The organism is Cellulomonas sp. P4_D11 (genome assembly GCF_056401915.1).
The window spans coordinates 1-21,043 of sequence record NZ_JBFUIK010000001.1; the positions used below are offsets into that span (position 1 = coordinate 1).

The window sequence follows — 21,043 nt, forward strand, 5'->3', positions numbered from 1 at the left end:
GTGCTCGACGACGCCGCGACCCGCGCCCGCGCGCGCGGTGCGCACGCCGTCGCCGCGGCCGGGTTCGAGCGCGCCGCCCGGCTCACCCCGGACCCGGGCGACCGGGTGCACCGGCTGGTCTCGGCGGCGGAGAGCGCCTGGCGCGCAGGGCTGCCGGACGCCGCCGTCGACCTGCTCGCCCGCGCCTCCGCCCTGCCCCAGACCCCGGGCCTGCGCATGCGCGCGGCGGCCCTGGACGGCGCGGTGGCGATGCGCACCGGATCGATCGAGCGCGCCCGCGACGTGCTGGTCACGGCGGGCCTCGCGGCGGCCGACGACGACCCGGACGCCGCGATCCTGCTGCTCGCCGAGGGCATCCTGGCCAGCCAGTTCGCGGGCGACATCGCCGCGGCCGCGGCCGCCGCCGGACGCATCGGGGAGCTCAAACCGCGAACCACCCGGGCGCGCTGGGTGGGCATCATGGCCACCGCGATCGCCGGCGTCCTGACCGGGAAGGGCGGCCCCGACCTCATCCGGACCGGCATCGCGCAGGCGGAGCAGTTCCTCGCCGACCCCCAGCTCGCGCCGTGGCTCGTCGTCGGCCCCCTGTACCTGCGTGAGAGCGCCGTCGGCCGCGACGTGATCCCGACGGTCGTCGCCCACACTCGCCGCCGCAGCGACATCGGCGGCCTGCCGATCCTGCTGTTCTACGTCGCCCGCGACCAGGCGACCACCGACCGCTGGGACGACGCCGTCGCCGGCTACACGGAGGCGGTCCAGCTCGCGCGCGAGGCCGGCCAGTCGACGGACGTCGCCGCGTGCCTGGCGGGCCTGGCGTGGCTCGAGGCGCGCCGCGGCGACGTCGACGCGTGCCGGTCGCACGCGGCGGAGGCGCTCGACATCACGCGGGCCCACCACCTGGGGTTCTTCCAGGCGTGGGCGATGACGGCGCTGGCCGAGCTCGAGCTGGGCCTCGGGCACGCGGAGGCCGCGCTCGACCGGTACGTCGCGCTGGACCGGCTGCTCGACGAGCTCGGCCTGGTCGACGTCGACCTGTCCCCGGCCGCCGAGATGATCGAGGCGCTGGTCCACCTCGGCCGCGACGACGAGGCGCGGGTGCTGACCGCGTCGCTGACCGAGCGCGCGGAGCTCAAGGGCCAGCCGTGGTCGCTGGCCCGGGCCGCCCGTGCCGCTGGCCTGACCTGCCCGGACGCCGACGTCGACGTGTGCTTCTCGGTCGCGCTGGCCTACCACGGGCACACCCCTGACGACTTCGAGACGGCTCGCAGCGAGCTGGCGTACGGCTCCCGGTTGCGCCGGCTGAAGCGCCGCGTCGACGCCCGCCCGCACCTGCGCGCCGCCCTCGGGGCGTTCGAGCGGCTGGGCGCCGTCCCGTGGGCCGACCAGGCCGCCGCCGAGCTCCGCGCCACCGGCGAGACGGCGCAGCGCCGCAGCGCCACGGGCCTCGACCACCTCACGCCCCAGGAGCTGCAGGTCGCGCGCATGCTCGCCGGCGGCCGGACCACGCGGGAGGCGGCCGCGGCCCTGTTCCTCAGCCCGAAGACGATCGAGTACCACCTGCGCAACGTGTACCTGAAGCTCGGGGTGCGCTCGCGCGGCGAGCTGGCCGCGGCGATCCCCGGTTGATCCGGCACGATGTGCGCGTGACCGACCTCGCACCCCTCCCCGACGACGACGTGACCAGGAGGTTGAGGGCGCTGGTGGCGCGGTTGCAGCGTGAGCTCGCGGGGGTCGCGGAGGTCACGTCGACGAGCGATGGACCCGTCGACGGCGTCACGGTCTCGCCGACGCGGCTGGGCGCGTGGAGCGTCGGGTGGATCCACAGCTCCGAGGACATCTACCTGTTCGTGGGCGGTGCCGACGGACGCGAGCTGACGCGCGACCTCGCCTCGGTCAGCCTCATCGAGGACGTCGTCGACGCGGTGGTCGCCGCCCGGACGACCCTCGGCGTCGCCCTCGGGTACAAGCGGTACACGGTCCAGCTGGCGGACGGCAGCGTTCTCGAGGACGAGCAGACCCGTCCGTGGGCCGTCCTGCTGGAGATGCCGTGGCGGCGCCGCGTGAAGCCCGCGCCGACGGTGGCCTACCGGGGCTGAGCGAAAGTCGTCGGCGGCGCCCTGTCGAGAACCGACGGGCCCGTTCGAGGAGGGGGTGTTCGGCCGGGTCCGACCGGCCACCGACACCGAGGAGTCACCATGTCCACCATCGCTCAGGACTGCGCCGTCGAGCCGGCCGTCCGCGTCACCAGGTCCCTCATCGGCTGGGGCGTCGTCGCCGGCCCGTTCTACGTCGTGGTCTCGCTCGCGCAGGCCGTCACCCGCGAGGGGTTCGACCTCAGCCAGGACGCATGGTCCACGCTGGCCAACGGGTCGCTCGGCTGGGTCCAGGTTGCCAACCTCGTGCTCACGGGGCTCATGGTCGTCGCGTTCGCGGTCGGCCTGCGGCGCGCGCTGGTCTCCGGGCCCGGCGCCCGGTGGGTGCCCCGGCTCGTGAGCGTGTTCGGCGCCGGGCTGGTGCTCGCCGGCGTGTTCCGGGCCGACCCCGCGGACGGCTTCCCCGTCGGCTCGTCCGCCCCCGACGTGCCCAGCTGGCACGCGATGCTGCACCTGTTGTGCTCCGGGATCGGGTTCGTGGCTCTGGCGGTCGCCATGATCGTCGTCGCCCGGCGGTTCGCCGCGCAGCGTCGCCCGCTCGGTGCAGTGCTGTCGGCCGCCGCCGCGGTCGCACTGCTCAGCGGTTTCGCCGTCATCTCGTCGGTACCCGGGACCGTCGGGGTGCTGGCGTTCACCGCAGCGATCGTGCTCACCTGGACCTGGGTCAGCGCGTTCGCCGTCGACACCTACCGTCACACCGCCTGAGAGGAACGGGACGATGCGCTACTTCACCACCCTGCGAGTCACCGCCCAGCCCAGCACTCCCCCGCCGCCTGCGCTCTTCGAGGCCATCATGGCGCTCGGCGCCGAGGCCACCGCGTCCGGTGCCCTCCTCGACAACGCCGGCCTCATGCCCAGCGTCGCCGACGGCGCCCGCGTGGCACTCGTCGACGGGAGCCTGACCGTCACCGACGGCCCCTTCGCGGAGGCCAAGGAGCTCATCAGCTACGCGCTGTACGACGTGCGCTCGCGCGACGAGGCCGTCGAGTGGGCCAGCCGGTTCGTCCGCCTGCACCAGGAGCACTGGGACGGCTGGGCGGGCGAGGCCGACGTGCTGCGGGTCTATGAGCCCTGAGGACCGGGTCTCGGCGGCGCGCCACGCCGCCGAGACCGTCTGGCGGATGGAGTCCCCGGCGGTCGTCGCCGTCGCGTCCCGCGTGGTCGGCGACGTCGGCCTCGGTGAGGAGATCGCCCAGGACGCGTTCGTCGCGGCCCTCGAGCAGTGGCCGGCCGACGGCGTCCCCGCCAACCCCGCGGGCTGGTTGGTGACGACCGCGAAGCACAAGGCGCTGGACCTCGTGCGCCGGCGCGGGACCTATGCCCGCAAGCTCGCCGAGGTCGGGCGGTCGATCGAGCAGGAGGAGGCCACGGACGTGGAGGCGATCCTGGACGACCACATCGGCGACGACCTGCTCCGCCTGGTCTTCACCACGTGCCACCCGGCGCTGACCACCGAGTCGCGCGTGGCCCTCACGCTCCGCCTGCTCGGCGGCCTGCGCACCGACGAGGTCGCCCGCGGCCTGCTGATCAGCGAGGCGACGGCTGCGCAGCGGATCTCCCGGGCCAAGCGGACGCTCGCCCGCGAGGGCGTCGGGTTCGACCTGCCCGCCGCCGCGGACATGCCCGACCGCCTCGCGTCGGTGCTCGAGGTGGTCTACCTGGTGTTCAACGAGGGCTATGTCGCGACCTCCGGCGACGACTGGGCGCGGCCCGAGCTGTGCCACGAGGCCGTGCGGCTCGCCCGCGTGCTGTGCGCGCTCCTGCCCGACGAGGCCTCGGTGCAGGCGCTCGACGCGCTCCTCGAGCTCCAGGCGTCGCGGCTCGCGGCGCGGGTCTCGGCCGACGGCGCGCCGGTGCCGCTGCTCGAGCAGGACCGGGGCCGGTGGGACCGGCTGCTGGTCCGCCGCGGCACCGCAGCCCTCGAGCGGGCGCACGCGCTCGGCGGAGCGCGCGGCGCCTACGCGCTGCAGGCGGCGGTCGCGCTGTGCCACGCGACCGCCGCGACCGCCGAAGACACGGACTGGGCCCTGATCGCGGGCCTGTACGCGCAGCTGTCCGCGGTCTCCCCGTCGCCGGTCGTCTCCCTCAACCGGGCCGTCGCGCTGGGCATGGCCGGGTCGCCCGCCGACGGGCTCGCCCTCCTCGACGTCATCGACGGGCTCGACGGGTACGCGCCCCGCGAGGCCGCGCGCGGGCAGCTGCTCGGCCAGCTCGGACGCGCCGCGGAGTCCCGGGCGGCGTTCCTCGCCGCGGCCGAGCTGACCCGCAACGCGGGCGAGCGGGCGCTCCTGCGGAAGCGGGCCGAGTCGGCGTAGCGGTGTTTGTCCCGAAACAGCCCGCGGGTCTACGGTGCGAACAGCGCCGCAGAGGGGGCCGACGATGGCAGACGTCGAGCCAGGGGGCACCGTGGCCCTGGACCTGACCACCCGCAAGACGTACCGCTACCTACGCGTCTCCGTCGTCGGGATGGCGCTGCTGCTGGCCACGTCACTGGCGATCGAGATGATCTGGGGCGAGAGCCCGCGCCTCGGCTCGATCAGCGCGTACTACTACACGGCTGTGAAGGCCGTGTTCATCGGCTCGCTGGTCGCCATCGGGCCCGCGATGATCGCGATCAAGGGCCGGCCCGGCTGGGAGGACGCGCTCCTCGACCTCGCCGGCATGGTGATCCCGCTGGTGGCCTTCGTCCCGACGCCGCTCAAGCGGGGCTGCGAGGAGGGCGTCGCCACCTGCCTGCCGCCCGCGCTGGTGCCGGGCGTCGAGAACAACGTCAGCGCGCTCCTGGTGGTCGGCGGGGTCGGGCTGGTGTTCGCGTGGTGGAGCGCGCGGCCGCGGGGGCGCGCGATGACGATCGCCCTGCTGGTGGCGACCGGCGTCTGGTTGGCGTTCGGGCTCTGGTTCGTCGTCTCGCGCAACACGTTCCTGACCGGCGCGCACTACGCGTCGGCGATCACGTTCTTCGTGCTCATCGCGGGCGTCGCGTGGATCAACGGCCGTCGCGCTCCGGAGCGCGGGAACGTCCGGGGCATGACGCCGCACGGGTACGCCGGCGCCTACAAGGTGATCAGCCTGCTCATGGTGCTGACCATCGTGGTCGCCGGCGCCCTGTACGCCGTCGCGGCGCTGTCCGGCTTCACGCTCTGGTTCGCGACGATCCTGGTGGTGGAGGCGGTCCTGCTCGTGCTCTTCGTCGTCTTCTGGATCCTGCAGACCGCGGAGAACTGGAACGAGGAGGCGGTCGAGACCGCCCCGCCCGTCCCCTGAGCTCAGTCCGCCACGACGACCCGGATCTCGTTGTTCCACGGGTCCTCGAACGCGAGCACCCGGCCGTCGTCGCGGACCGCGATCCCGCGGCTCGCCAGGCGGGCGCCGAGAGCGCCGCGCTCGTCGTGGCTCGGCAGCTCGATGGTGACCTCGCCCAGCCCGAGCGCCGGCCACCGGCCCTGCGCGCCGCGGCTCTGCCAGGTGTTCATGGCCAGGTGGTGGTGGTACCCGCCGGCCGAGACGAACAACGCCTGGGTGCCGTACTCGGCGGTCACCTCGAAGCCGACCGTGTCGACGTAGAACTGGTGGGCCGTGGTGATGTCGCCCACCTTGAGGTGCACGTGGCCCACGGCCGCGGCGCCGTCGAGCGCGTCCGGGTCCGCGAGGTTCTCGCGCAGGAAGCCGTTCGGGTCGAGGTACTCGGTGGCCATCGCGACGCGGCCGTTCTCCCAGCCCCACTGCTCGCGCGGCCGGTCCCAGTACAGCTCGACGCCGTTGCCCTCGGGGTCGTCGAAGTAGAGCGCCTTGGACACCAGGTGGTCGGAGCTGCCGGTGAACGAGGACGGGAAGTGCCGCGCGACCGAGAAGACGGACGAGGCCAGGTCGGCCTGCTGGTCGAACAGGATGGCGGTGTGGAAGAGGCCGGCCGCCGACGACGGCGCGTGCTTGAGCAGCGGCGTGTGCTCGAGCACGACGGAGGGCACACCCTGCCGCCCGAGGCTGACGCGGCCGCCCTCCTGGCTCAGCACGGCGAGGCCGACACCGCGCGAGTAGTAGTCGGTCATGCCGTCGAGGTCGCCCACCTTGAGGGTGACGGCGCCGACGTCGGTCCGGGCGTCGAGGATCTCGGTCATGCCGTCAGCCCGAACCCGCCGGTCCACGACGTCTTCTCGGCCGCGGCCAGCGTGATCTGGAGGAAGCCGAGCGCCTCGAGCTCGTGGGCGCGCTTGAGCGAGCCGGCGTCGACCGCCCGAAGGCCGCCCGCCTCGACGATGTCGGTGAGCGCCGCCTTGGCGTCGGCGTCGTCACCCGCGATCAGGACGGCCGTCTTCTCCCCGCCGACCTCGCCGCTGCGCAGGGTCGCACCGAACGTGGTGTTGAACGCCTTGAGCACCGAGGCCCCGGGGATCGCCTCGGCGACCACGGCGGCGGCCGAGCTGCCGGCGGGGACGACGAGCCCGTCGAACGTCTCGAGGTCGACCGGGTTCGACAGGTCCACGAGCACCTTGCCGTCCAGCTGACCCTCGTACCGGCCGAGGACTTCGTCGTACGCGCTGTAGGGCAGCGCGAGGACGACGATGTCGCCGGCGATCGCGTCGCCGACCGCGCCGTGCTTCGCGCCGGGGATGGCGACCTTGAGCGGCTCTCGGGTGAGCACCTGCGCGTCGTTGCCGCCCGCGATGACCCGCCACGCGATGGCCGACCCCATGTTCCCGGCCCCGATGATCGTCACAGTGCTCACAGCGTCCTCCTGAGTGATTGGTTGTCGCTTCAACAACTGTACCTCTAATACTTGTAGCGTCAAGTATTTGCTAGGATCGGGCTCATGAGCGACGCGCGATGGCTGGACCGTGAGCAGCTGCGCGCCTGGAAGAAGCTCATCGCGGTCGTCGAGCTGCTGCCCGGCACCCTCGAGACCCAGCTCCAGCGCGACTCCGGCCTGAGCCACTTCGAGTACTTCACGCTCGCCATGCTCTCCGAGGCACCCGACCGGACGCTGCGGATGACCGCGCTCGCCGCCCACACGAACGCCACCCTCGCGCGGCTGTCGCACGTCGTCTCCCGGCTCGAGAAGCGCGGTCTGGTCCGTCGCGAGGCCTGCGCCGCCGACCGCCGGGCCACGAACGCGATCCTCACGCCGGCGGGGTGGGAGGCCGTCGTGGGCGCCGCGCCCGGTCACGCCGCCAGGGTCCTGGAGACGGTGATCGACCCGCTGACGGCGGGCGACGTCGCCGACCTCGACCGGATCATGGGCCGCATCCTCGAGGTCCTCGACCCCGCGCACGTCATGGTGGAGCCCTCGACGACCGATGACTGAGGTGTGCTCCTCGCCCTCCTGCTGACCGGCTTCCTCGCCCTCGCGGCGCTGCTGGCCGTGCGCTGGGTGCTGCGCCGGGTCGACTCGCTCGGGCGGATCGCTCCGTTCCCGAAGGTCAGCGTCGGCCTGACGCTCGTCCTCGCCCTGTGCTGCGCGATCCCGCTCGCCGTGCAGGTCCGCGTCGAGGGCAGGCTCGAGCGGGCCGCGTCGCAGGTCGCGGGCATGCCCGTCCAGGTGCACTGCCAGGGTCTCGGGCAGGCGTTCCTCGACCTCGGCCCCGACCTCGGGTTCGTCTCGTGGGCGCCGGGCGGGGTGCCGGAGAAGTCGACGCTGATCAAGCTAGAGCCGTGCGTGCACCTGCGGGCGTGGCTGGACTCGACGAAGGCCCACCCGACGCGCGACCAGGTCATCGCCGTGCACGTGCTCACGCACGAGACCATGCACATGGTCGGCATCACCGAGGAGGCGCGCGCCGAGTGCGCCGCGGTGCAGCGCGACGCGGCGATGGCCCTCGCGCTCGGGGCGTCGCCGAGCGAGGCCGCGGAGCTCGCGCGCACCTACTGGACCGACGTCTACCCCCACATGCCGGAGGCGTACGTCGGCGGCTGCGGGCGCGACGGGTCGTTCGACGAGAGGCTTCCGGCGCCGCCCTGGTGACGCGACCGGCCCCGGGTGGAGCATGGTCGTCGTGGAGCGCACCACGACGGCCGACGACGTCCACGCCACCGTGCTCGAGCGCGACCGCGAGCTGGCGGTCCTGACCGAGGCCCTGGAGCAGGTCCGGCGCACGTCCGTCGGCGTGGTGGTCGTCGTGCGGGGCGAGGCAGGCGCGGGCAAGACGACGCTCGTCCGCGCGCTGGTCGCCCGCGCCGGCGTCCCCGTCCTGTCCGGCGCGTGCGACCCGCTGTTCTCCCCGCGCCCGCTGGGCCCGCTGCTCGACGTCGCCGAGTCCGCGGGCGGCGCGCTGCACGAGGTCGTCGCGGGGCGCCCGGCGCCGCACGACGTGGTCCGCGCGCTGGCCGGTGAGCTGCGCACGCACCCGGCGAGCGTCCTGGTCCTCGAGGACCTGCACTGGGCCGACGAGGCGACGCTGGACGTCGTCCGCCTGCTCGCCCGCAGGGTCGAGACCGTCCCCGCGCTCGTCGTGCTCACCTATCGCGACGACGAGCTGCACCGGGACCACGCCCTGCGCACGCTCGTGGGCGAGCTGGCGACCCACCGGTCGGTGCGCCGGCTCACGCTCGCACCGCTCTCGCGGGAGGCCGTCGGGAGGCTGGCGGAGCCGGCCGGCGTCGACGCCGACGACCTCTTCCGCGCCACCGCCGGCAACCCGTTCTTCGTGGTCGAGACGCTCGCCGCGGGCACCGACCGCATCCCCGACACCGTGCGCGAGGCGGTGCTGGCGCGGGCGTCGCGCCTCGGCCCGGCCGCGCGCGAGCTCCTCGACGCGGTGGCTCTCGTCCCGCCGCAGGCCGACGTCCCGCTGCTCGAGGCGATGACCGACGGACCGGTCGACGCGCTCGACGAGGCCCTCGCGTCCGGCATGCTCGTCGCCCACCCCACGGGCGCCGGATTCCGGCACGAGCTCGCCCGGCTCGCGGTCGACGAGGCCATCGCGCCCCACCGCCGGGTGCAGCTGCACCGGCGGGCTCTCGCGACGCTGGAGGCCCGGCCGCCCGACCTCGCCGCCCTCGCGCACCACGCCGAGGCCGCGGGCGACGACGAGGCGGTGCTCCGCTGGGCCGTCGCCGCGGCGGAGCAGGCGGCGGGGCTCGGCGCGCACCGCGAGGCCGCGGCCCAGTACGCGCGGGCCCTGCGGCACGGCGCGGCCCTGTCGGCCGCGCAGCGGACCCGGATCCTCGTGCGACAGGCCGAGTCCTGCTACGTCACCGACGACTACGACGACGGGATCGCGGCACTGCAGGACGCGCTCGTCACCAGCGACGGGCCGGTGGAGCGCGGCGACGTGCTGCGGCGGCTGTCGGAGTTCCTGTGGTGCCCCGGGCGGACCGCGGAGTCGCAGGAGGCCGCCGCGGAGGCCGTCCGGCTGCTCGAGACCGCACCGCCCGGGCACGAGCTCGCGATGGCGTACGCCAACCTGGCCTCCGTCTGGCTGGGTGATGCCCGTCCGGACACCGCGGACCGGGCGCGTCAGGCCCTGGAGCTCGCGCGGTCGCTGGACGACACCCCGGTCGCGGTTCACGCGGACGGCACGCTCAGCCGCGTCGCGCTGGCCGACGACGGCGGTGCGACGCTGACGGCGAGCCTCGACGCGGCGCGCCGGACCGACGTCCCCGTGCTCATCGGCCGGACCTACGTGCTGCTGGGCGGCGGAGCCGTCGAGACGCGCCAGCACGCGCTCGCCCACGGGGCGCTCGAGGAGGGCACCGCCTACTGCAGCGACCACGGGGTCGAGCTGGACCGGCTCTACCTGCTCGCCTACGCCGCGCGGCTGGCGCTCGACGAGGGCCGCTGGGCGGCGGCCGCGACGACCGCACAGGAGGTCCTCGCGATCCGACGGACGTCGACCACGCCCCGGATCATCGCGCTGGTCGTCCTCGCCCTGGTCCGCGCCCGGCGCGGCGACCCGGGCCACCAGGAGCTGCTCGACGAGGCGTGGGCGCTGGCGGAGCCGACCGGCGAGCTCGGCAGGCTCGGCCAGGTCGCGCTGGCGCGCGCGGAGTCGGCCTGGCTCGGCGGCCGCCCCACCGACGTGGTCGAGGCCGTCGACGCCGCCCTTCCGCTCGCGCTCGACCGCGGGGCCGGGTCGGTCGTGGACGAGCTGCGGACGTGGCGCCGCCGCGCCGAGCCCGCACCGCGGGAGTCCGACGCCGACCTCTGGGCGCGACGCGGCTGCCCGTACGAGACGGCCCTCGCGCTGGCCGACACCGACGAGGAGGACGCGCTGCGGCGGGCCGTCGTCGCCCTGCAGGACCTCGGCGCCCGGCCGGCGGCGTCGATCGTGGCGCAGCAGCTGCGCACCCTCGGCGCCCTCGGCGTGCCGCGGGGTCCGCGCGCGACGACGCGGACCAACGCGGCGCACCTCACGGCGCGCGAGGTCGAGGTGGTGACCCTGGTCGCGGCGGGCCTGCAGAACGCCGAGATCGCCCAGCGGCTGTTCGTCTCCCGCCGGACCGTCGACCACCACGTCGCGGCGATCCTGCGCAAGCTCGACGCCGGCACGCGCGCGCAGGCGGCCGCCGAGGCGCGCCGGCTCGGCCTGGTGACCTAGGCACCGCACGACCGCAACATGGGTCGCCACGCCGATGTGGGCGGTTGGGCGCGCTTCCTAGCGTCGGGGCATGCCGAGATACCTGGTCGAGCGGACCTACCCCGCCGGCCTGCACATCCCCACCGACGCCGAGGGCGCCACGAGGTGCCTGGCGATCGTCGACACGAACACCGACGAGGCCGTCACCTGGGTCCAGTCGTACGTCAGCGACGACCGGTCCACGTCCTTCTGCGTCTACGACGCCCCGGATCCCGAGGCCATCCGCGCGGCCGCGCTGCGCAACCACCTGCCCGTCGACCGGATCACGCAGGTCCGCGTGCTCGACCCCTACTTCTACGTCTGAGGAGCCCGTCATGCTCACCACCCTGATGTCCACCCTGGCGACCGTCGGCATGTGCTTCTGCGGCGTCGGGGGCCCCGCGCCCGACCACCACCCGACCGACCTCGCGCGCGCCCGGCACGCGATCGCGCCCTACCAGAGCCTCGATCGGGCGAAGAACGCCGGCTACGGACTGCTCAGCGACGCCGCGGGCGTCGAGTGCATCGACAACCCCGGCGTGGGCGGCATGGGCGTGCACTTCGTCGACGGCGAGCTCGTCGGCGACGGCGCCGTGCGCGCGACGACGCCCGAGGCGCTCGTCTACGAGCCGGTCCGCCACGGGCGGCTGCGCCTGGTGGCTGCCGAGTACGTGGTCCTGCAGTCCGACTGGGACGCCGCGCACACGGCTCCCCCGCGGCTCTTCGGGCAGACGTTCGAGCTGACGCCGGCGGGCAACCGGTACGGGCTGCCGGCGTTCTACGAGCTGCACGCCTGGCTGTTCGAGCCGAACTCCCTCGGCCTGTTCGACGACTGGAACCCGCGGGTCAGCTGCGCCCGGTCGACCGAGTCCTACTGACGGCGCGTCCGGTGCGGGCCCGGGTGCAGACATCCGGGCGCGCACCTGGTGTGCTGGGGGCAGATGCCGCACGGCAAGGAGGCCGACATGTGTCGCTGGCTCGCGTACACCGGATCGCCCGTCCTCATCGAGGACCTGCTCTACAAGCCGACCAACTCGTTGATCGTGCAGAGCCTGCACAGCAGGCTGGGGGCCGAGGCGACCAACGGGGACGGGTTCGGCCTCGGCTGGTACGACGAGCACTCCCCCACGCCCGGGGTGTTCCGCAGCATCGAGCCGGCGTGGAGCGACCGCAACCTGCAGGAGCTGTCCGCCCACGTCCGCTCCGGCCTGGTCCTGGCGCACATCCGCGCGACGAGCGGGTCCGCGGTGCAGCAGACGAACTGCCACCCGTTCCGCCACGGCCGGTGGCTGTGGATGCACAACGGGCTGCTCGCCGGGTTCTCCGGCTACAAGCGCGACATGGCGCTGGCGGTCGACCCCGCGCTGTTCCCCCTCATCGAGGGGTCGACCGACTCCGAGCTGCTGTTCTACCTGGCCCTCACGTTCGGCCTGGAGGAGGACCCGCCGAGCGCCGTCGCCCGGGCCGTGGGCTTCGTCGAGGAGGTCGCCGGCCGGCACGACGTCGCGTTCCCGGTCCAGATGACGGTCGCGACCACCGACGGGACACGGCTCTGGGCGTTCCGCTACTCGACCGAGGGCCAGTCCCGCTCGCTGTTCCGCAACGCCGACGTCGCCGTGCTGCGCGAGCAGTACCCCGAGAACCCGCTCCTGCACGGCCTCGCCGACACCACGCGGATCGTCGTGTCCGAGCCGCTCGGCGATCTCAAGGGCGCCTGGCACGAGGTGCCCGAGAGCACCTGCCTGGTGGTGGAGGACGGGACCGAGACGCTCGTGCCGTTCGCCCCCGCGGCGTGACTCAGGCGTCCGGGTCCGGGAGGCACAGGCAGAAGGGGTGTCCCGACGGGTCGGCGTACACGCGGAACGGGTCGTCGGCGTGACCCTCCTCGGCGGGCGTGCCCGTGAGCGGCCGCGCGCCGAGCCGGACGGCATCCTCGTGCGCGACGTCGAGGTCCTCGACGTCGAGGTCGACGTGCACGCGCGCGCCGACCCGCCACGGCGCCACCACCGCGTCGGAGCGCTGGAAGGCCAGCCGCACGGGCCGGTCGGGGTCGATCAGCAGGAGGAAGTCGTCGCCGTCGGGGTCGACGCCCTCGTGGCCCGGCGCGTAGTCCCAGCCGAGCAGCCGGCGGTAGAACTCGGCGAGCTCGCGGGGCTCGGCGCAGTCCAGCGTCGGTTGGCGCACGTGGCGGGTCGTCATGGTCCGACGGTAGGACTCACGTCGCTCCTCGTCACATGCTCGTCACGTGGATACGGTTCACTCGGCAGACCATGGACCTGACCTCGTTGGACCGCGTACGCGCGGCACACGACCGGACCGAGCTCGCGCTCGGCCCTGGTAGCGCGCCGTTGGCCGGGGGCACGTGGCTGTTCTCCGAGCCGCAGCCGGACCTCACCGAGCTGGTCGACCTCACCACGCTGGGCTGGCCGGACATCGAGGTCGGGACCGACGCGCTGACCCTGGCGGCGACGTGCACGGTCAGGGCGCTGGTCGACCTCCCGCCCGTGCCCGGCTGGGCCTCGCAGCACCTGGTCGAGCGGTGCGCACGGTCGCTCGTGGCCTCGGAGAAGATCTGGGACTGGGCGACCGTCGGCGGCAACATCTGCCTGGCGCTGCCCGCGGGTGCCCTCACGTCCCTCGCGGTCGCCCTCGACGCGACGGCCGTGGTGTGGACGCCCGACGGCGGCGACCGGCGCGTGGCCGTGTCCGACCTGGTCGCCGGCGTGCGGACGACGGCGCTCGGGCCCGGCGAGGTGCTGCGCTCGCTCGAGATCGACGCGGCGGTCCTCGCGGAGCCCGCCGCCTTCCGCCGCATCGCCCTCACGCGGCACGGGCGCTCCGGCGCGATCGTCGTCGGCCGCCGGTCCGCCGACGGGCTCGTCGTCACGCTCACCGCGGGCGTCACGCACCCGCACCGGCTCGCCTTCGCGGGCGTGCCGGGGGCCGACGAGCTGCACGCCGCGATCGAGCAGGTCGACGACTGGTACGACGACCCGCACGGCCCGCCGGACTGGCGGCGTGCCATGACGCTCCGGCTGGCCGAGCAGGTGCGGGAGGAGCTCGCATGAGGTTCGAGGTCAACGGTGCGCCCGTCGAGGCCGATCCGGCGCCTGGCCAGGTGCTGCGGTCCCTCCTCCGGGAGCAGGGGCACGTCGAGGTCAAGAAGGGCTGCGACTCGGGCGACTGCGGCGCCTGCACGGTCCTGCTCGACGGCCGACCCACGCACTCGTGCCTGGTTCCTGCGTACCGCGCCGCCGGTCGGGCCGTCACCACCGTGTCCGGGCTCGGCTCGGAGGAGGAGCCGCACCCCGTCCAGCAGGCGTTCGTCGACGCCGCTGCGTTCCAGTGCGGGTTCTGCACGGCGGGTCTGGTCACCACCGTGGCAGGCCTCGCCCTGGACGACGGCGACGACGACGAGACGGCCCGGCTGCTCAAGGGCAACCTCTGCCGCTGCACGGGCTACCGGTCGATCCGCGACGCCGTGGCGCGCCGGCGCAACACCGTCGACGCGGTCGCCGGCCAGGACGCGGGCCGGTCGGTGCGGTCCCCCGCGGCGCGCCGGATCGTCACCGGCCGCGAGCCGTTCACGCTCGACGTGCCGGCCACCGACCTCGCGCACCTCGCCGTGCTGGGCAGCCCGCACGCGCACGCCCGGATCGTCTCGATCGACGCGTCCGACGCCCTCGCCGCGCCGGGCGTCCTCGCGGTCCTCACGCACGAGGACGCCCCCGCGACCCTCTTCTCGACCGCCCGCCACGAGTCGCGCCTGGACGACCCCGACGACACCCGGGTGCTCGACCCCATGCTGCGGTTCCGCGGCCAGCGGGTCGCGGTCGTGGTCGCCGAGTCGCTGCGCGAGGCCGAGCGGGCGCGGTCGCTGCTCCGCGTCGAGTACGAGGTGCTGCCGGCCGTCGTCGACCCCGCGGAGGCCCGACGACCCGGTGCCCCGCTGGTCCACGGCGACAAGGGGCCCGAGGCGCGCATCTCGGAGCCCGGCCGCAACGTCGTCGCGCAGCTGCACGCGGAGATGGGCGACGTGGGCGCCGGGCTGTCGTCGTCGGCCCACCGCGTCAGCGGCACGTACCGCACGGGCCGGGTGGCGCACGCGGCCCTCGAGACGCACGCGACCCGCGGCTGGCTCGACGAGGCCGGTCGCCTCGTGCTCCGCACGAGCACGCAGGTGCCGTACCTGGTCCGCGACGAGATCGCGCACATCTTCGGGCGCGACCCCGCGACGGTGCGGGTGCTCACGGGCCGCGTCGGTGGCGGGTTCGGCGGCAAGCAGGAGCTGCTCACGGAGGACGTCGTCGCGCTCGCCGTCCTGCGCACGGGCCGCGCAGTCCAGTACGAGATGACCCGGGCCGACGAGTTCACGATCGTGCCCAGCCGGCACCCGGTCCGGGTCGAGGTCGAGCTGGGCGCAGACGCCGATGGCGTGCTCACGGCCATGCGGATCGACGTGCTCAACAACACCGGCGCGTACGGCAACCACGGTCCCGGCGTGATATTCCACGGCGTCAGCGAGTCGATGGCGGTGTACCGCTGCCCGAACAAGCGCGTCGACGCCGAGTCGGTCTACACGCACACGCTGCCGTCGGGCGCGTTCCGCGGGTACGGGCTGGGGCAGATCATCTTCGCGATCGAGTCGGCCATGGACGACCTCGCACGGTCCGTCGGCATCGACGCGTTCGACCTGCGGCGGCGCAACGTCGTCGTCCCCGGCGACCGCCTGCTGGTCACCGACCCGGACGAGGTGAGTGACCTCGGCATGCACTCCTACGGCATGGACCAGTGCCTCGACCTCGCGCAGGCCGCGTTGGCGGACCGGTCGCTCGACGCCGTCCCGGTCCCTCCGGGGGCGGCCGTGGGCGAGGGGATGGCCGTCGCGATGATCGCGACGATCGCCCCCCGTGGGCACTACGCCGAGGCCTCGGTGCGCCTGCTGGACGACGGCCGGTACGAGGCGAGCGTCGGCACCACCGAGTTCGGCAACGGGACCACCACGGTGCACGGCCAGCTGGTCGCGCAGGCGCTCGGCACCACGGTCGACCGAGTCGTGATCCGGCAGTCCGACACCGACGTGACGGGCTACGACACGGGGGCGTTCGGGTCGGCCGGCGTCGTCGTCGCCGGCCTCGCGCTGCACCGGGCCGCGCTCCAGCTGCGCGGCAAGATCCTCGCCGCGGCGGCGGCGCTGCAGGAGCACCCGAGCGACGAGCCGCGGACCTGGGACGGCGTCTCGCTCTCGCCCGACGCCGCGGGCCGCGTGCCGCTGACCGCGATCGCCGCCGCCGCACCCGGGCTCACGGGACAGGGGACGCACGACGGCTCCCCGCGCTCGGTGGCCTTCAACGTGCACGCCTTCCGCGTGGCCGTCGACCCCGCGACCGGCGAGGTCACCGTCCTGCGGTCGATCCAGGCCGTCGACGCCGGCACCGTCCTGCACCCCGAGCAGCTGCGCGGGCAGGTCGAGGGCGGCACCGGCCAGGCCGTCGGCAGCGCCCTGTACGAGGAGCTGCGGCTCGACGACGAGGGCCGCGTGACCACCGCCTCGTTCCGCAGCTACCACGTGCCGCAGATGATCGACCTGCCCCGCACCGAGGTGCTCTTCGCGCAGACCACCGACGACCTCGGGCCGCTGGGGGCCAAGTCCATGAGCGAGGCGCCGTACAACCCGGTCGCCCCCGCGCTGGCCAACGCGATCCACGACGCCCTGGGCGTCCGCCCCCACGAGCTCCCGATGTCCGCCGACCGCCTCTGGCGCCTGACCCACCCCTGAGCGCTCCGCCCCCCACCAGCGGAACCCACCACCAGCGGGACGTCCGAGCTTGTGCGGGCTATAGCCCTCATGTGCTCGGACGTTGCGGGTGCGTCAGGGGGTGGTGGCGGGGCGGTGGATCGGGCCCGCGATGTCTCGCAGCGGGAGGCCGGTGGCGGCCGTGCGGGACGCGAGCACCTCCGCGAGGACGGACACGGCGGTCTCGGCCGGGGTCGACGCGCCGACGTCGAGGCCGATGGGCGCGTGCAGGCGCGCGAGCTCGTCGCCGGTGGCCCCGCGCTCGATCAGCGACGCGGTCCGGCGGTCCTGCGTGCGGCGCGAGCCCATGGCGCCGACGTACCCGGCGCCGGACCGCAGGGCGGCGAGCACGAGTTCGGCGTCGAACCGGTCGTCGTGGGCCATGACGCACACGACGTCGCGCGCACCGAGCACCTGCAGGCCGAGGTGGCGGACGGGCCAGTCGACGACGACCTCGTCCGCCCCCGGGTGCCGACGAGGGGTCGCCAGCACCGCGCGGGCGTCGCACACGGTGACCCGGTATCCGACGGCGCGCGCCGCGGCGGCGAGCGCGGAGGAGAACTCGAGCGCCCCGTAGACCAGCATCCGCGCCGGCGCCGACGCCACCTCGACGAACACCTCGACGCCTCCGTCGGGACCCGTGACCCGCAGGAGGCCCGAGCGGTCCGGGAGCGGCGGCAGCCGGTCGGGCAGCGGCCCGTCGAGCGGCGTCACCACGACGGCGTCGGCGCCCCGCGCGGCGGCGGAGAGTGGGGGCACGTCGGCCGGGCCGAGCTCGCGAKCGTGCACGCGCAGCACGCCGCCGCAGGTCAGGCCGACGGCGAAGGCGTCCTCGTCCGTGACGCCGTACTCCTGCACGCCCGGGGCGGCGCCGCGCAGCACCGACGAGCACAGCTCGTAGAGGGCGCCCTCGACGCACCCGCCGGCGACGCTCCCGATCGCCGCGCCGGTGTCGTCGACGGCCATCGAGGTGCCGACGACGGTGGGCCCGCTGCCGGTCATCGACACGACCGTGGCGACGGCCACCCGGTGTCCCCCCGTGAGCCGGGCCAGCACGCGGTCCGCGATCTCGAGCACTCGACCACCTCCGGACGCGTCGCGACGGGCTCAGACAGACATGGTGACATCCGAGGTCAACGGCGCCGAAAGAGCCGGGCGAAAGGAAATGTGCGCGTCACACGGTCGGGGCACACTGCGGAGATGACGGCCCGACTGCACGCCCACCAGTACGGCAAGGCCGAGACGCGCGTCGTCCGGATCGTGCGCGACACCCCGCGGCACCAGATTCGCGACCTCAACGTCTCGACCGCGCTGCGCGGCGACTTCGCGGCCGCGTACCTCGACGGCGACCAGTCGGCCGTGCTGCCCACGGACACGCAGAAGAACACGGCGTTCGCCTTCGCCAAGAAGCACGGGATCGACTCGCCCGAGCAGTTCGCGACGCTGCTGGCGCGGCACTTCGTCGACGACGTCACCCCCGTCTCGGCCGCGCGCGTGGACGTGCAGGAGTACGCCTGGGTGCGGGTCGAGGCGGACAGCGCGCCCCACGACCACACGTGGGTCCGCAGCGGCCAGGAGGTGCGGACGGCGTCCGTGACCGCCGACGAGTCCGGCACCACGGTCATCGCGGGCCTGCGGGACCTCACGGTGCTGAAGTCGACGGGCTCGGAGTTCCACGGCTTCCTCAAGGACGAGTACACGACCCTCGCGGAGACCACCGACCGGGTCCTCGCGACGTCGCTCGAGGCCCAGTGGCGGTACACCGCGGGCGCCGACGTCGACTACGACGCGACCTACGCCTCGGTGCGCACCGTGCTGCTCTCCGCCTTCGCGACGGTGCACTCGCTCGCCCTCCAGCAGACGCTCTGGCAGATGGGGGTCGCCGTGCTCGACGCGGTCCCCGAGGTGGTCGAGGTCCGGTTCGCTGCGCCCAACAAGCACCACGTCCTCGCCGACCTGGGCCCGTTCGGCCTGGAGAACCCGGGCGAGGTCTTCTTCGCGGCGGACCGCCCGTACGGCCTGATCGAGGCGGCGATCCTGCGCGACGGCGCCGAACCCGCCGAGCACGCCTGGACCCGCTCCGTGGGGGCCCCGTGAGTCCGTCGACCACCCGCACCGGAGGTACCCGATGACGCCCGACGACGAGAGCTGGCTGTCGCAGGCGGTCGCCCTGGCGACCGCGAACGTGGCCGACGGCGGCGGGCCGTTCGGCGCCGTGGTCGTCCGGGCGGGCGTCGTGATCGGCGTCGGCCAGAACCGGGTCACCCGCGACAACGACCCCACCGCGCACGCCGAGGTCCAGGCGATCCGCGCGGCGTGCCGGACGATCGAGAACTTCTCCCTCGCGGGCGCGACGGTCTACAGCTCCTGCGAGCCCTGCCCGCTGTGCCTGGCGGCCTGCCTGTGGTCGCGGGTCGACCGCGTCGTGTACGCCGCCGACCGCCACGACGCCGCGCGCGCGGGCTTCGACGACAGCGCCTTCTACGACCTCTTCGAGACCGAGCGCGACAGCTGGCCGATGCCCGTCACCGGCCACCGCGTCGCCGCCGCGTCGGCGCCGATGGACGCCTGGCTGGCCCGCGCGACGAGGATCGAGTACTGACGGCTAGCTCCCCCGGTACGTCGAGTACGCGAACGGGCTGAGCAGCAGCGGCACGTGGTAGTGACTGTCGTCGGCGACGTCGAACACGACGACCACCTCGGGGTGGAACGCGGCCTGCGCGGTCGCGGCGAAGTACGCCTCGGTGTCGAACGTGAACCGGTACCGGCCGGGCGGCACCGCGTCCGGCCCGAGCGAGCGGGCCCGGCCGTCGGCGTCGGTGACGCCGGAGGCCAGCGGGCGCCACGACCCGTCGACCAGCGCGGCGAGCGTCACGGGCACCCCGACCGCGGGCCGGCCGAGGGCCGTGTCGAGGACGTGCGTGGTCAGCTGGCTCATGGGGACTCCTCGAACAGGGTGCGGAGGCGAAGGAGCGCGATCTGGCGGAGCTGGTCGGCCACCTCGGCGGACTCGGCGGCGTCGTCGAGAGCGAGCCGGCGGCGCAGCTCGGCGAGGATCTCCGGCCGGCTCCGGCCGGCGGCGCGGATGAGGAAGATGCGCCCGAACCGGTCCTCGTAGGCGCGGTTGCCGGCGGCCATCGCGGCCACGAGCTCCGGGTCGTCCGTCGCCGACGCCGCCTGCTCCGACCGGCTCAGCCCGGCGGCCTTCTCCCCGATCCGCGGGTGTGCGGACAGCGCCTCGTCGACCTCCGCGGACGTCAGCGTGCGCGCGGCGAGGTCCCCGACCCCGACGAGGGAGTCGACCGACGGGTAGGGGCAGCCGGCGGCCACCTCGTCGACCCAGCGCGCCACGTGCAGCGCGGTGGCCAGGCGGGACCGGGTCTCGGCGTCGTCCACGATCATCGCGCCACCTTCGTCGTCGGGAAGCCGGACAGCTGCGGACCAGCGAGCCGCGCGCGACCGCACACGCCCGCGGTGGCACCGTACAGGCGTGACCTCACCCAACGCCCTCGACCTGACCGGCATCGTGCTCGCGGCCGGCGCGGGTCGGCGCCGCGGGGAGCCCAAGGCGCTGGCGGTCGGCCCGGCCGGCCCGTGGCTCGCCGAGGCCGTGGACCTGTTCCTGGCGGCCGGGTGCGCACGCGTCGTCGTGGTCCTGGGCGCGGGTGCCGACGAGGCCCGCACCCTCCTGCCGGGCGACCCCCGGGTCGTCGCGGTCCTCGCGGAGCGCTGGGCGGACGGCATCGGCGAGTCGCTGCGCACCGGGCTCGCGCACGCCACCGGTGAGGCGGTCCTGATCACGCTCGTCGACCTGCCCGGAACGCCCCTGAGCGTCGTCGAGCGCGTGCTGGCCGCGGACGGCGACCTGCGCCAGGCGGTCTACGACGGCCGCCCGGGCCACCCGGTCCTGGTCGCCCGGAGCCACTGGGAGTCGCTGGCGGAGGCGCTGAGCGGCGACCGGGGTGCCCGCCCGTACCTCATCGGGCACGGCGTCACCGAGGTGGAGTGCGGCGACCTGCACCACGGGCGTGACCACGACACCTGAACGCGCTGCAAAACTGCTCACCGGGGCGTGTCGAGAAGCCGGCGCCCTCCGCGTCATGGGGACGAACGCACACGACGACGAAGGAGACCGACCATGAAGTACGTCATCCTCATCCACTCGAACCCCAAGCCGTGGGGCCACCCGACCTCGCAGCTGACGGACGAGGGGCGCGCGCTCCCGCCCGGGCAGCTCGAGGCGATGGACAAGGAGTTCGACACCCTGCTGACCGAGCTGTCGACGTCGGGCGAGCTCGTCATGGGCGAGGCGCTGGCCGACCCCCGGGAGTCGACCGTCTACCAGTGGCGCAGCGGCGGGTCGCTGGCGAGCGAGGGGCCGTTCGCCGAGACGCAGGAGCAGCTGGCCGGGTTCTTCCTCATCAACGTGGCCACGCGGGAGCGCGCCGAGCAGGTCGCGGCGCAGTTCGCCGGCCCGGGCAGCCACGTCGAGCTCCGTCCGGCATTCGTGTGGGAGTGACGGGGGGCAGCTAGCCTCGGCG

General features: G+C 74.5%; 24 protein-coding genes. 18 read left to right on the forward strand and 6 right to left on the reverse strand.

What is annotated here, in order from left to right; translation table 11 throughout:
• From AC1DT4_RS00005 to AC1DT4_RS00030, 6 genes are all read left to right on the forward strand, one after another.
• The coding region (locus AC1DT4_RS00005) for a helix-turn-helix transcriptional regulator (RefSeq protein WP_477087707.1) at positions 1–1,626 on the forward strand (1,626 nt) is incomplete at its 5' end.
• Positions 1,627–1,643: 17 nt separating this feature from the next.
• On the forward strand, positions 1,644–2,096 hold the full coding sequence (locus tag AC1DT4_RS00010) for a hypothetical protein (protein WP_477087708.1): 453 nt from the start codon (positions 1,644–1,646) through the stop codon (positions 2,094–2,096).
• A gap of 99 nt (positions 2,097–2,195) precedes the next feature.
• Positions 2,196–2,858 carry a DUF998 domain-containing protein gene (locus tag AC1DT4_RS00015; protein WP_477087709.1) on the forward strand — a complete coding sequence of 221 codons (663 nt, stop codon included), beginning with the start codon at positions 2,196–2,198 and terminating at the stop codon, positions 2,856–2,858.
• Between the two features lie 13 nt (positions 2,859–2,871).
• A complete protein-coding gene (locus AC1DT4_RS00020) occupies positions 2,872–3,228 on the forward strand; it encodes a YciI family protein (RefSeq protein WP_477087710.1) in 357 nt (118 codons plus the stop codon).
• Complete coding sequence (locus AC1DT4_RS00025) at positions 3,218–4,468, forward strand: RNA polymerase sigma factor (RefSeq protein ID WP_477087711.1); 1,251 nt, start codon at positions 3,218–3,220, stop codon at positions 4,466–4,468. Before AC1DT4_RS00020 ends, AC1DT4_RS00025 begins: the two co-directional genes overlap by 11 nt.
• Before the next feature lie 64 nt (positions 4,469–4,532).
• The gene (locus AC1DT4_RS00030) at positions 4,533–5,417 is read left to right on the forward strand and encodes a hypothetical protein (RefSeq protein ID WP_477087712.1); all 885 of its coding nucleotides are present in this window, start codon (positions 4,533–4,535) and stop codon (positions 5,415–5,417) included.
• A gap of 2 nt (positions 5,418–5,419) precedes the next feature.
• On the opposite strand, the gene AC1DT4_RS00035 is transcribed toward AC1DT4_RS00030, so the two are convergent.
• Together AC1DT4_RS00035 and AC1DT4_RS00040 are read right to left on the reverse strand one after the other, a co-directional pair.
• Positions 5,420–6,271, reverse strand: a complete 852-nt coding sequence (locus AC1DT4_RS00035) for a VOC family protein (RefSeq protein WP_477087713.1) — start codon at positions 6,269–6,271, stop codon at positions 5,420–5,422.
• On the reverse strand, positions 6,268–6,879 hold the full coding sequence (locus AC1DT4_RS00040; RefSeq protein WP_477087714.1) for an NADPH-dependent F420 reductase: 612 nt from the start codon (positions 6,877–6,879) through the stop codon (positions 6,268–6,270). Before AC1DT4_RS00040 ends, AC1DT4_RS00035 begins: the two co-directional genes overlap by 4 nt.
• An 84-nt stretch (positions 6,880–6,963) precedes the next feature.
• Between AC1DT4_RS00040 and AC1DT4_RS00045 the strand changes: the two genes are divergently transcribed.
• The 6 genes from AC1DT4_RS00045 (at position 6,964) to AC1DT4_RS00070 (ending at position 12,501) form a co-directional block, all read left to right on the forward strand.
• A complete protein-coding gene (locus AC1DT4_RS00045) occupies positions 6,964–7,455 on the forward strand; it encodes a MarR family winged helix-turn-helix transcriptional regulator (protein ID WP_477087715.1) in 492 nt (163 codons plus the stop codon).
• A 3-nt stretch (positions 7,456–7,458) separates the two neighbouring features.
• Complete coding sequence (locus tag AC1DT4_RS00050; protein ID WP_477087716.1) at positions 7,459–8,112, forward strand: hypothetical protein; 654 nt, start codon at positions 7,459–7,461, stop codon at positions 8,110–8,112.
• 31 nt (positions 8,113–8,143) lie between these two features.
• Positions 8,144–10,687, forward strand: coding sequence for an ATP-binding protein (locus AC1DT4_RS00055; protein WP_477087717.1), 2,544 nt, complete (start codon positions 8,144–8,146; stop codon positions 10,685–10,687).
• Positions 10,688–10,757: 70 nt separating this feature from the next.
• A complete protein-coding gene (locus AC1DT4_RS00060) occupies positions 10,758–11,030 on the forward strand; it encodes a DUF4242 domain-containing protein (RefSeq protein WP_477087718.1) in 273 nt (90 codons plus the stop codon).
• Between the two features lie 10 nt (positions 11,031–11,040).
• On the forward strand, positions 11,041–11,583 hold the full coding sequence (locus tag AC1DT4_RS00065; RefSeq protein WP_477087719.1) for a hypothetical protein: 543 nt from the start codon (positions 11,041–11,043) through the stop codon (positions 11,581–11,583).
• Positions 11,584–11,670: 87 nt separating this feature from the next.
• Complete coding sequence (locus AC1DT4_RS00070; protein ID WP_477087720.1) at positions 11,671–12,501, forward strand: class II glutamine amidotransferase; 831 nt, start codon at positions 11,671–11,673, stop codon at positions 12,499–12,501.
• Between the two features lies 1 nt (position 12,502).
• On the opposite strand, the gene AC1DT4_RS00075 is transcribed toward AC1DT4_RS00070, so the two are convergent.
• On the reverse strand, positions 12,503–12,904 hold the full coding sequence (locus AC1DT4_RS00075; protein ID WP_477087721.1) for a VOC family protein: 402 nt from the start codon (positions 12,902–12,904) through the stop codon (positions 12,503–12,505).
• Positions 12,905–12,975: 71 nt separating this feature from the next.
• Between AC1DT4_RS00075 and AC1DT4_RS00080 the strand changes: the two genes are divergently transcribed.
• Both AC1DT4_RS00080 and AC1DT4_RS00085 read left to right on the forward strand, forming a co-directional pair.
• Positions 12,976–13,773 (forward strand): FAD binding domain-containing protein, encoded by a 798-nt coding sequence (locus AC1DT4_RS00080; RefSeq protein ID WP_477087722.1) that lies wholly within the window; start codon positions 12,976–12,978, stop codon positions 13,771–13,773.
• Positions 13,770–16,484, forward strand: a complete 2,715-nt coding sequence (locus AC1DT4_RS00085) for a molybdopterin-dependent oxidoreductase (RefSeq protein ID WP_477087723.1) — start codon at positions 13,770–13,772, stop codon at positions 16,482–16,484. Before AC1DT4_RS00080 ends, AC1DT4_RS00085 begins: the two co-directional genes overlap by 4 nt.
• Before the next feature lie 93 nt (positions 16,485–16,577).
• Here AC1DT4_RS00085 and AC1DT4_RS00090 read toward each other — a convergent pair whose 3' ends face one another.
• Positions 16,578–17,579: an XdhC family protein gene (locus AC1DT4_RS00090; protein ID WP_477087724.1), complete on the reverse strand. Its 1,002-nt coding sequence runs from the start codon at positions 17,577–17,579 to the stop codon at positions 16,578–16,580.
• 123 nt (positions 17,580–17,702) lie between these two features.
• Between AC1DT4_RS00090 and pucL the strand changes: the two genes are divergently transcribed.
• Together pucL and AC1DT4_RS00100 are read left to right on the forward strand one after the other, a co-directional pair.
• Positions 17,703–18,599 carry a factor-independent urate hydroxylase gene (gene pucL / locus AC1DT4_RS00095; RefSeq protein ID WP_477087725.1) on the forward strand — a complete coding sequence of 299 codons (897 nt, stop codon included), beginning with the start codon at positions 17,703–17,705 and terminating at the stop codon, positions 18,597–18,599.
• A 31-nt stretch (positions 18,600–18,630) separates the two neighbouring features.
• Positions 18,631–19,104, forward strand: coding sequence for a nucleoside deaminase (locus tag AC1DT4_RS00100; RefSeq protein WP_477087726.1), 474 nt, complete (start codon positions 18,631–18,633; stop codon positions 19,102–19,104).
• Positions 19,105–19,107: 3 nt separating this feature from the next.
• Here AC1DT4_RS00100 and uraH read toward each other — a convergent pair whose 3' ends face one another.
• Positions 19,108–19,440: a hydroxyisourate hydrolase gene (gene uraH / locus AC1DT4_RS00105; protein ID WP_477087727.1), complete on the reverse strand. Its 333-nt coding sequence runs from the start codon at positions 19,438–19,440 to the stop codon at positions 19,108–19,110.
• Positions 19,437–19,904, reverse strand: coding sequence for a 2-oxo-4-hydroxy-4-carboxy-5-ureidoimidazoline decarboxylase (locus AC1DT4_RS00110; RefSeq protein WP_477087728.1), 468 nt, complete (start codon positions 19,902–19,904; stop codon positions 19,437–19,439). Before AC1DT4_RS00110 ends, uraH begins: the two co-directional genes overlap by 4 nt.
• Before the next feature lie 88 nt (positions 19,905–19,992).
• Here AC1DT4_RS00110 and AC1DT4_RS00115 point away from each other — a divergent pair, with 88 nt between their 5' ends.
• Both AC1DT4_RS00115 and AC1DT4_RS00120 read left to right on the forward strand, forming a co-directional pair.
• Entirely contained in the window at positions 19,993–20,547 is a 555-nt protein-coding gene (locus tag AC1DT4_RS00115) for a nucleotidyltransferase family protein (RefSeq protein WP_477087729.1), read from the forward strand.
• Between the two features lie 93 nt (positions 20,548–20,640).
• Positions 20,641–21,021 (forward strand): YciI family protein, encoded by a 381-nt coding sequence (locus AC1DT4_RS00120; RefSeq protein ID WP_477087730.1) that lies wholly within the window; start codon positions 20,641–20,643, stop codon positions 21,019–21,021.
• Positions 21,022–21,043 lie beyond the last annotated feature (22 nt).

Coding starts and splice junctions, on each gene's coding strand:
- AC1DT4_RS00015 (WP_477087709.1), top strand. CDS start 2,196: ATGTCCACCATCGCTCAGGACTGCGCCGTCGAGCCGGCCGTCCGCGTC.
- AC1DT4_RS00020 (WP_477087710.1), top strand. CDS start 2,872: ATGCGCTACTTCACCACCCTGCGAGTCACCGCCCAGCCCAGCACTCCC.
- AC1DT4_RS00025 (WP_477087711.1), top strand. CDS start 3,218: ATGAGCCCTGAGGACCGGGTCTCGGCGGCGCGCCACGCCGCCGAGACC.
- AC1DT4_RS00030 (WP_477087712.1), top strand. CDS start 4,533: ATGGCAGACGTCGAGCCAGGGGGCACCGTGGCCCTGGACCTGACCACC.
- AC1DT4_RS00035 (WP_477087713.1), bottom strand. CDS start 6,271: ATGACCGAGATCCTCGACGCCCGGACCGACGTCGGCGCCGTCACCCTC.
- AC1DT4_RS00045 (WP_477087715.1), top strand. CDS start 6,964: ATGAGCGACGCGCGATGGCTGGACCGTGAGCAGCTGCGCGCCTGGAAG.
- AC1DT4_RS00060 (WP_477087718.1), top strand. CDS start 10,758: ATGCCGAGATACCTGGTCGAGCGGACCTACCCCGCCGGCCTGCACATC.
- AC1DT4_RS00065 (WP_477087719.1), top strand. CDS start 11,041: ATGCTCACCACCCTGATGTCCACCCTGGCGACCGTCGGCATGTGCTTC.
- AC1DT4_RS00070 (WP_477087720.1), top strand. CDS start 11,671: ATGTGTCGCTGGCTCGCGTACACCGGATCGCCCGTCCTCATCGAGGAC.
- AC1DT4_RS00075 (WP_477087721.1), bottom strand. CDS start 12,904: ATGACGACCCGCCACGTGCGCCAACCGACGCTGGACTGCGCCGAGCCC.
- AC1DT4_RS00080 (WP_477087722.1), top strand. CDS start 12,976: ATGGACCTGACCTCGTTGGACCGCGTACGCGCGGCACACGACCGGACC.
- AC1DT4_RS00085 (WP_477087723.1), top strand. CDS start 13,770: ATGAGGTTCGAGGTCAACGGTGCGCCCGTCGAGGCCGATCCGGCGCCT.
- pucL (WP_477087725.1), top strand. CDS start 17,703: ATGACGGCCCGACTGCACGCCCACCAGTACGGCAAGGCCGAGACGCGC.
- AC1DT4_RS00100 (WP_477087726.1), top strand. CDS start 18,631: ATGACGCCCGACGACGAGAGCTGGCTGTCGCAGGCGGTCGCCCTGGCG.
- uraH (WP_477087727.1), bottom strand. CDS start 19,440: ATGAGCCAGCTGACCACGCACGTCCTCGACACGGCCCTCGGCCGGCCC.
- AC1DT4_RS00110 (WP_477087728.1), bottom strand. CDS start 19,904: ATGATCGTGGACGACGCCGAGACCCGGTCCCGCCTGGCCACCGCGCTG.
- AC1DT4_RS00120 (WP_477087730.1), top strand. CDS start 20,641: ATGAAGTACGTCATCCTCATCCACTCGAACCCCAAGCCGTGGGGCCAC.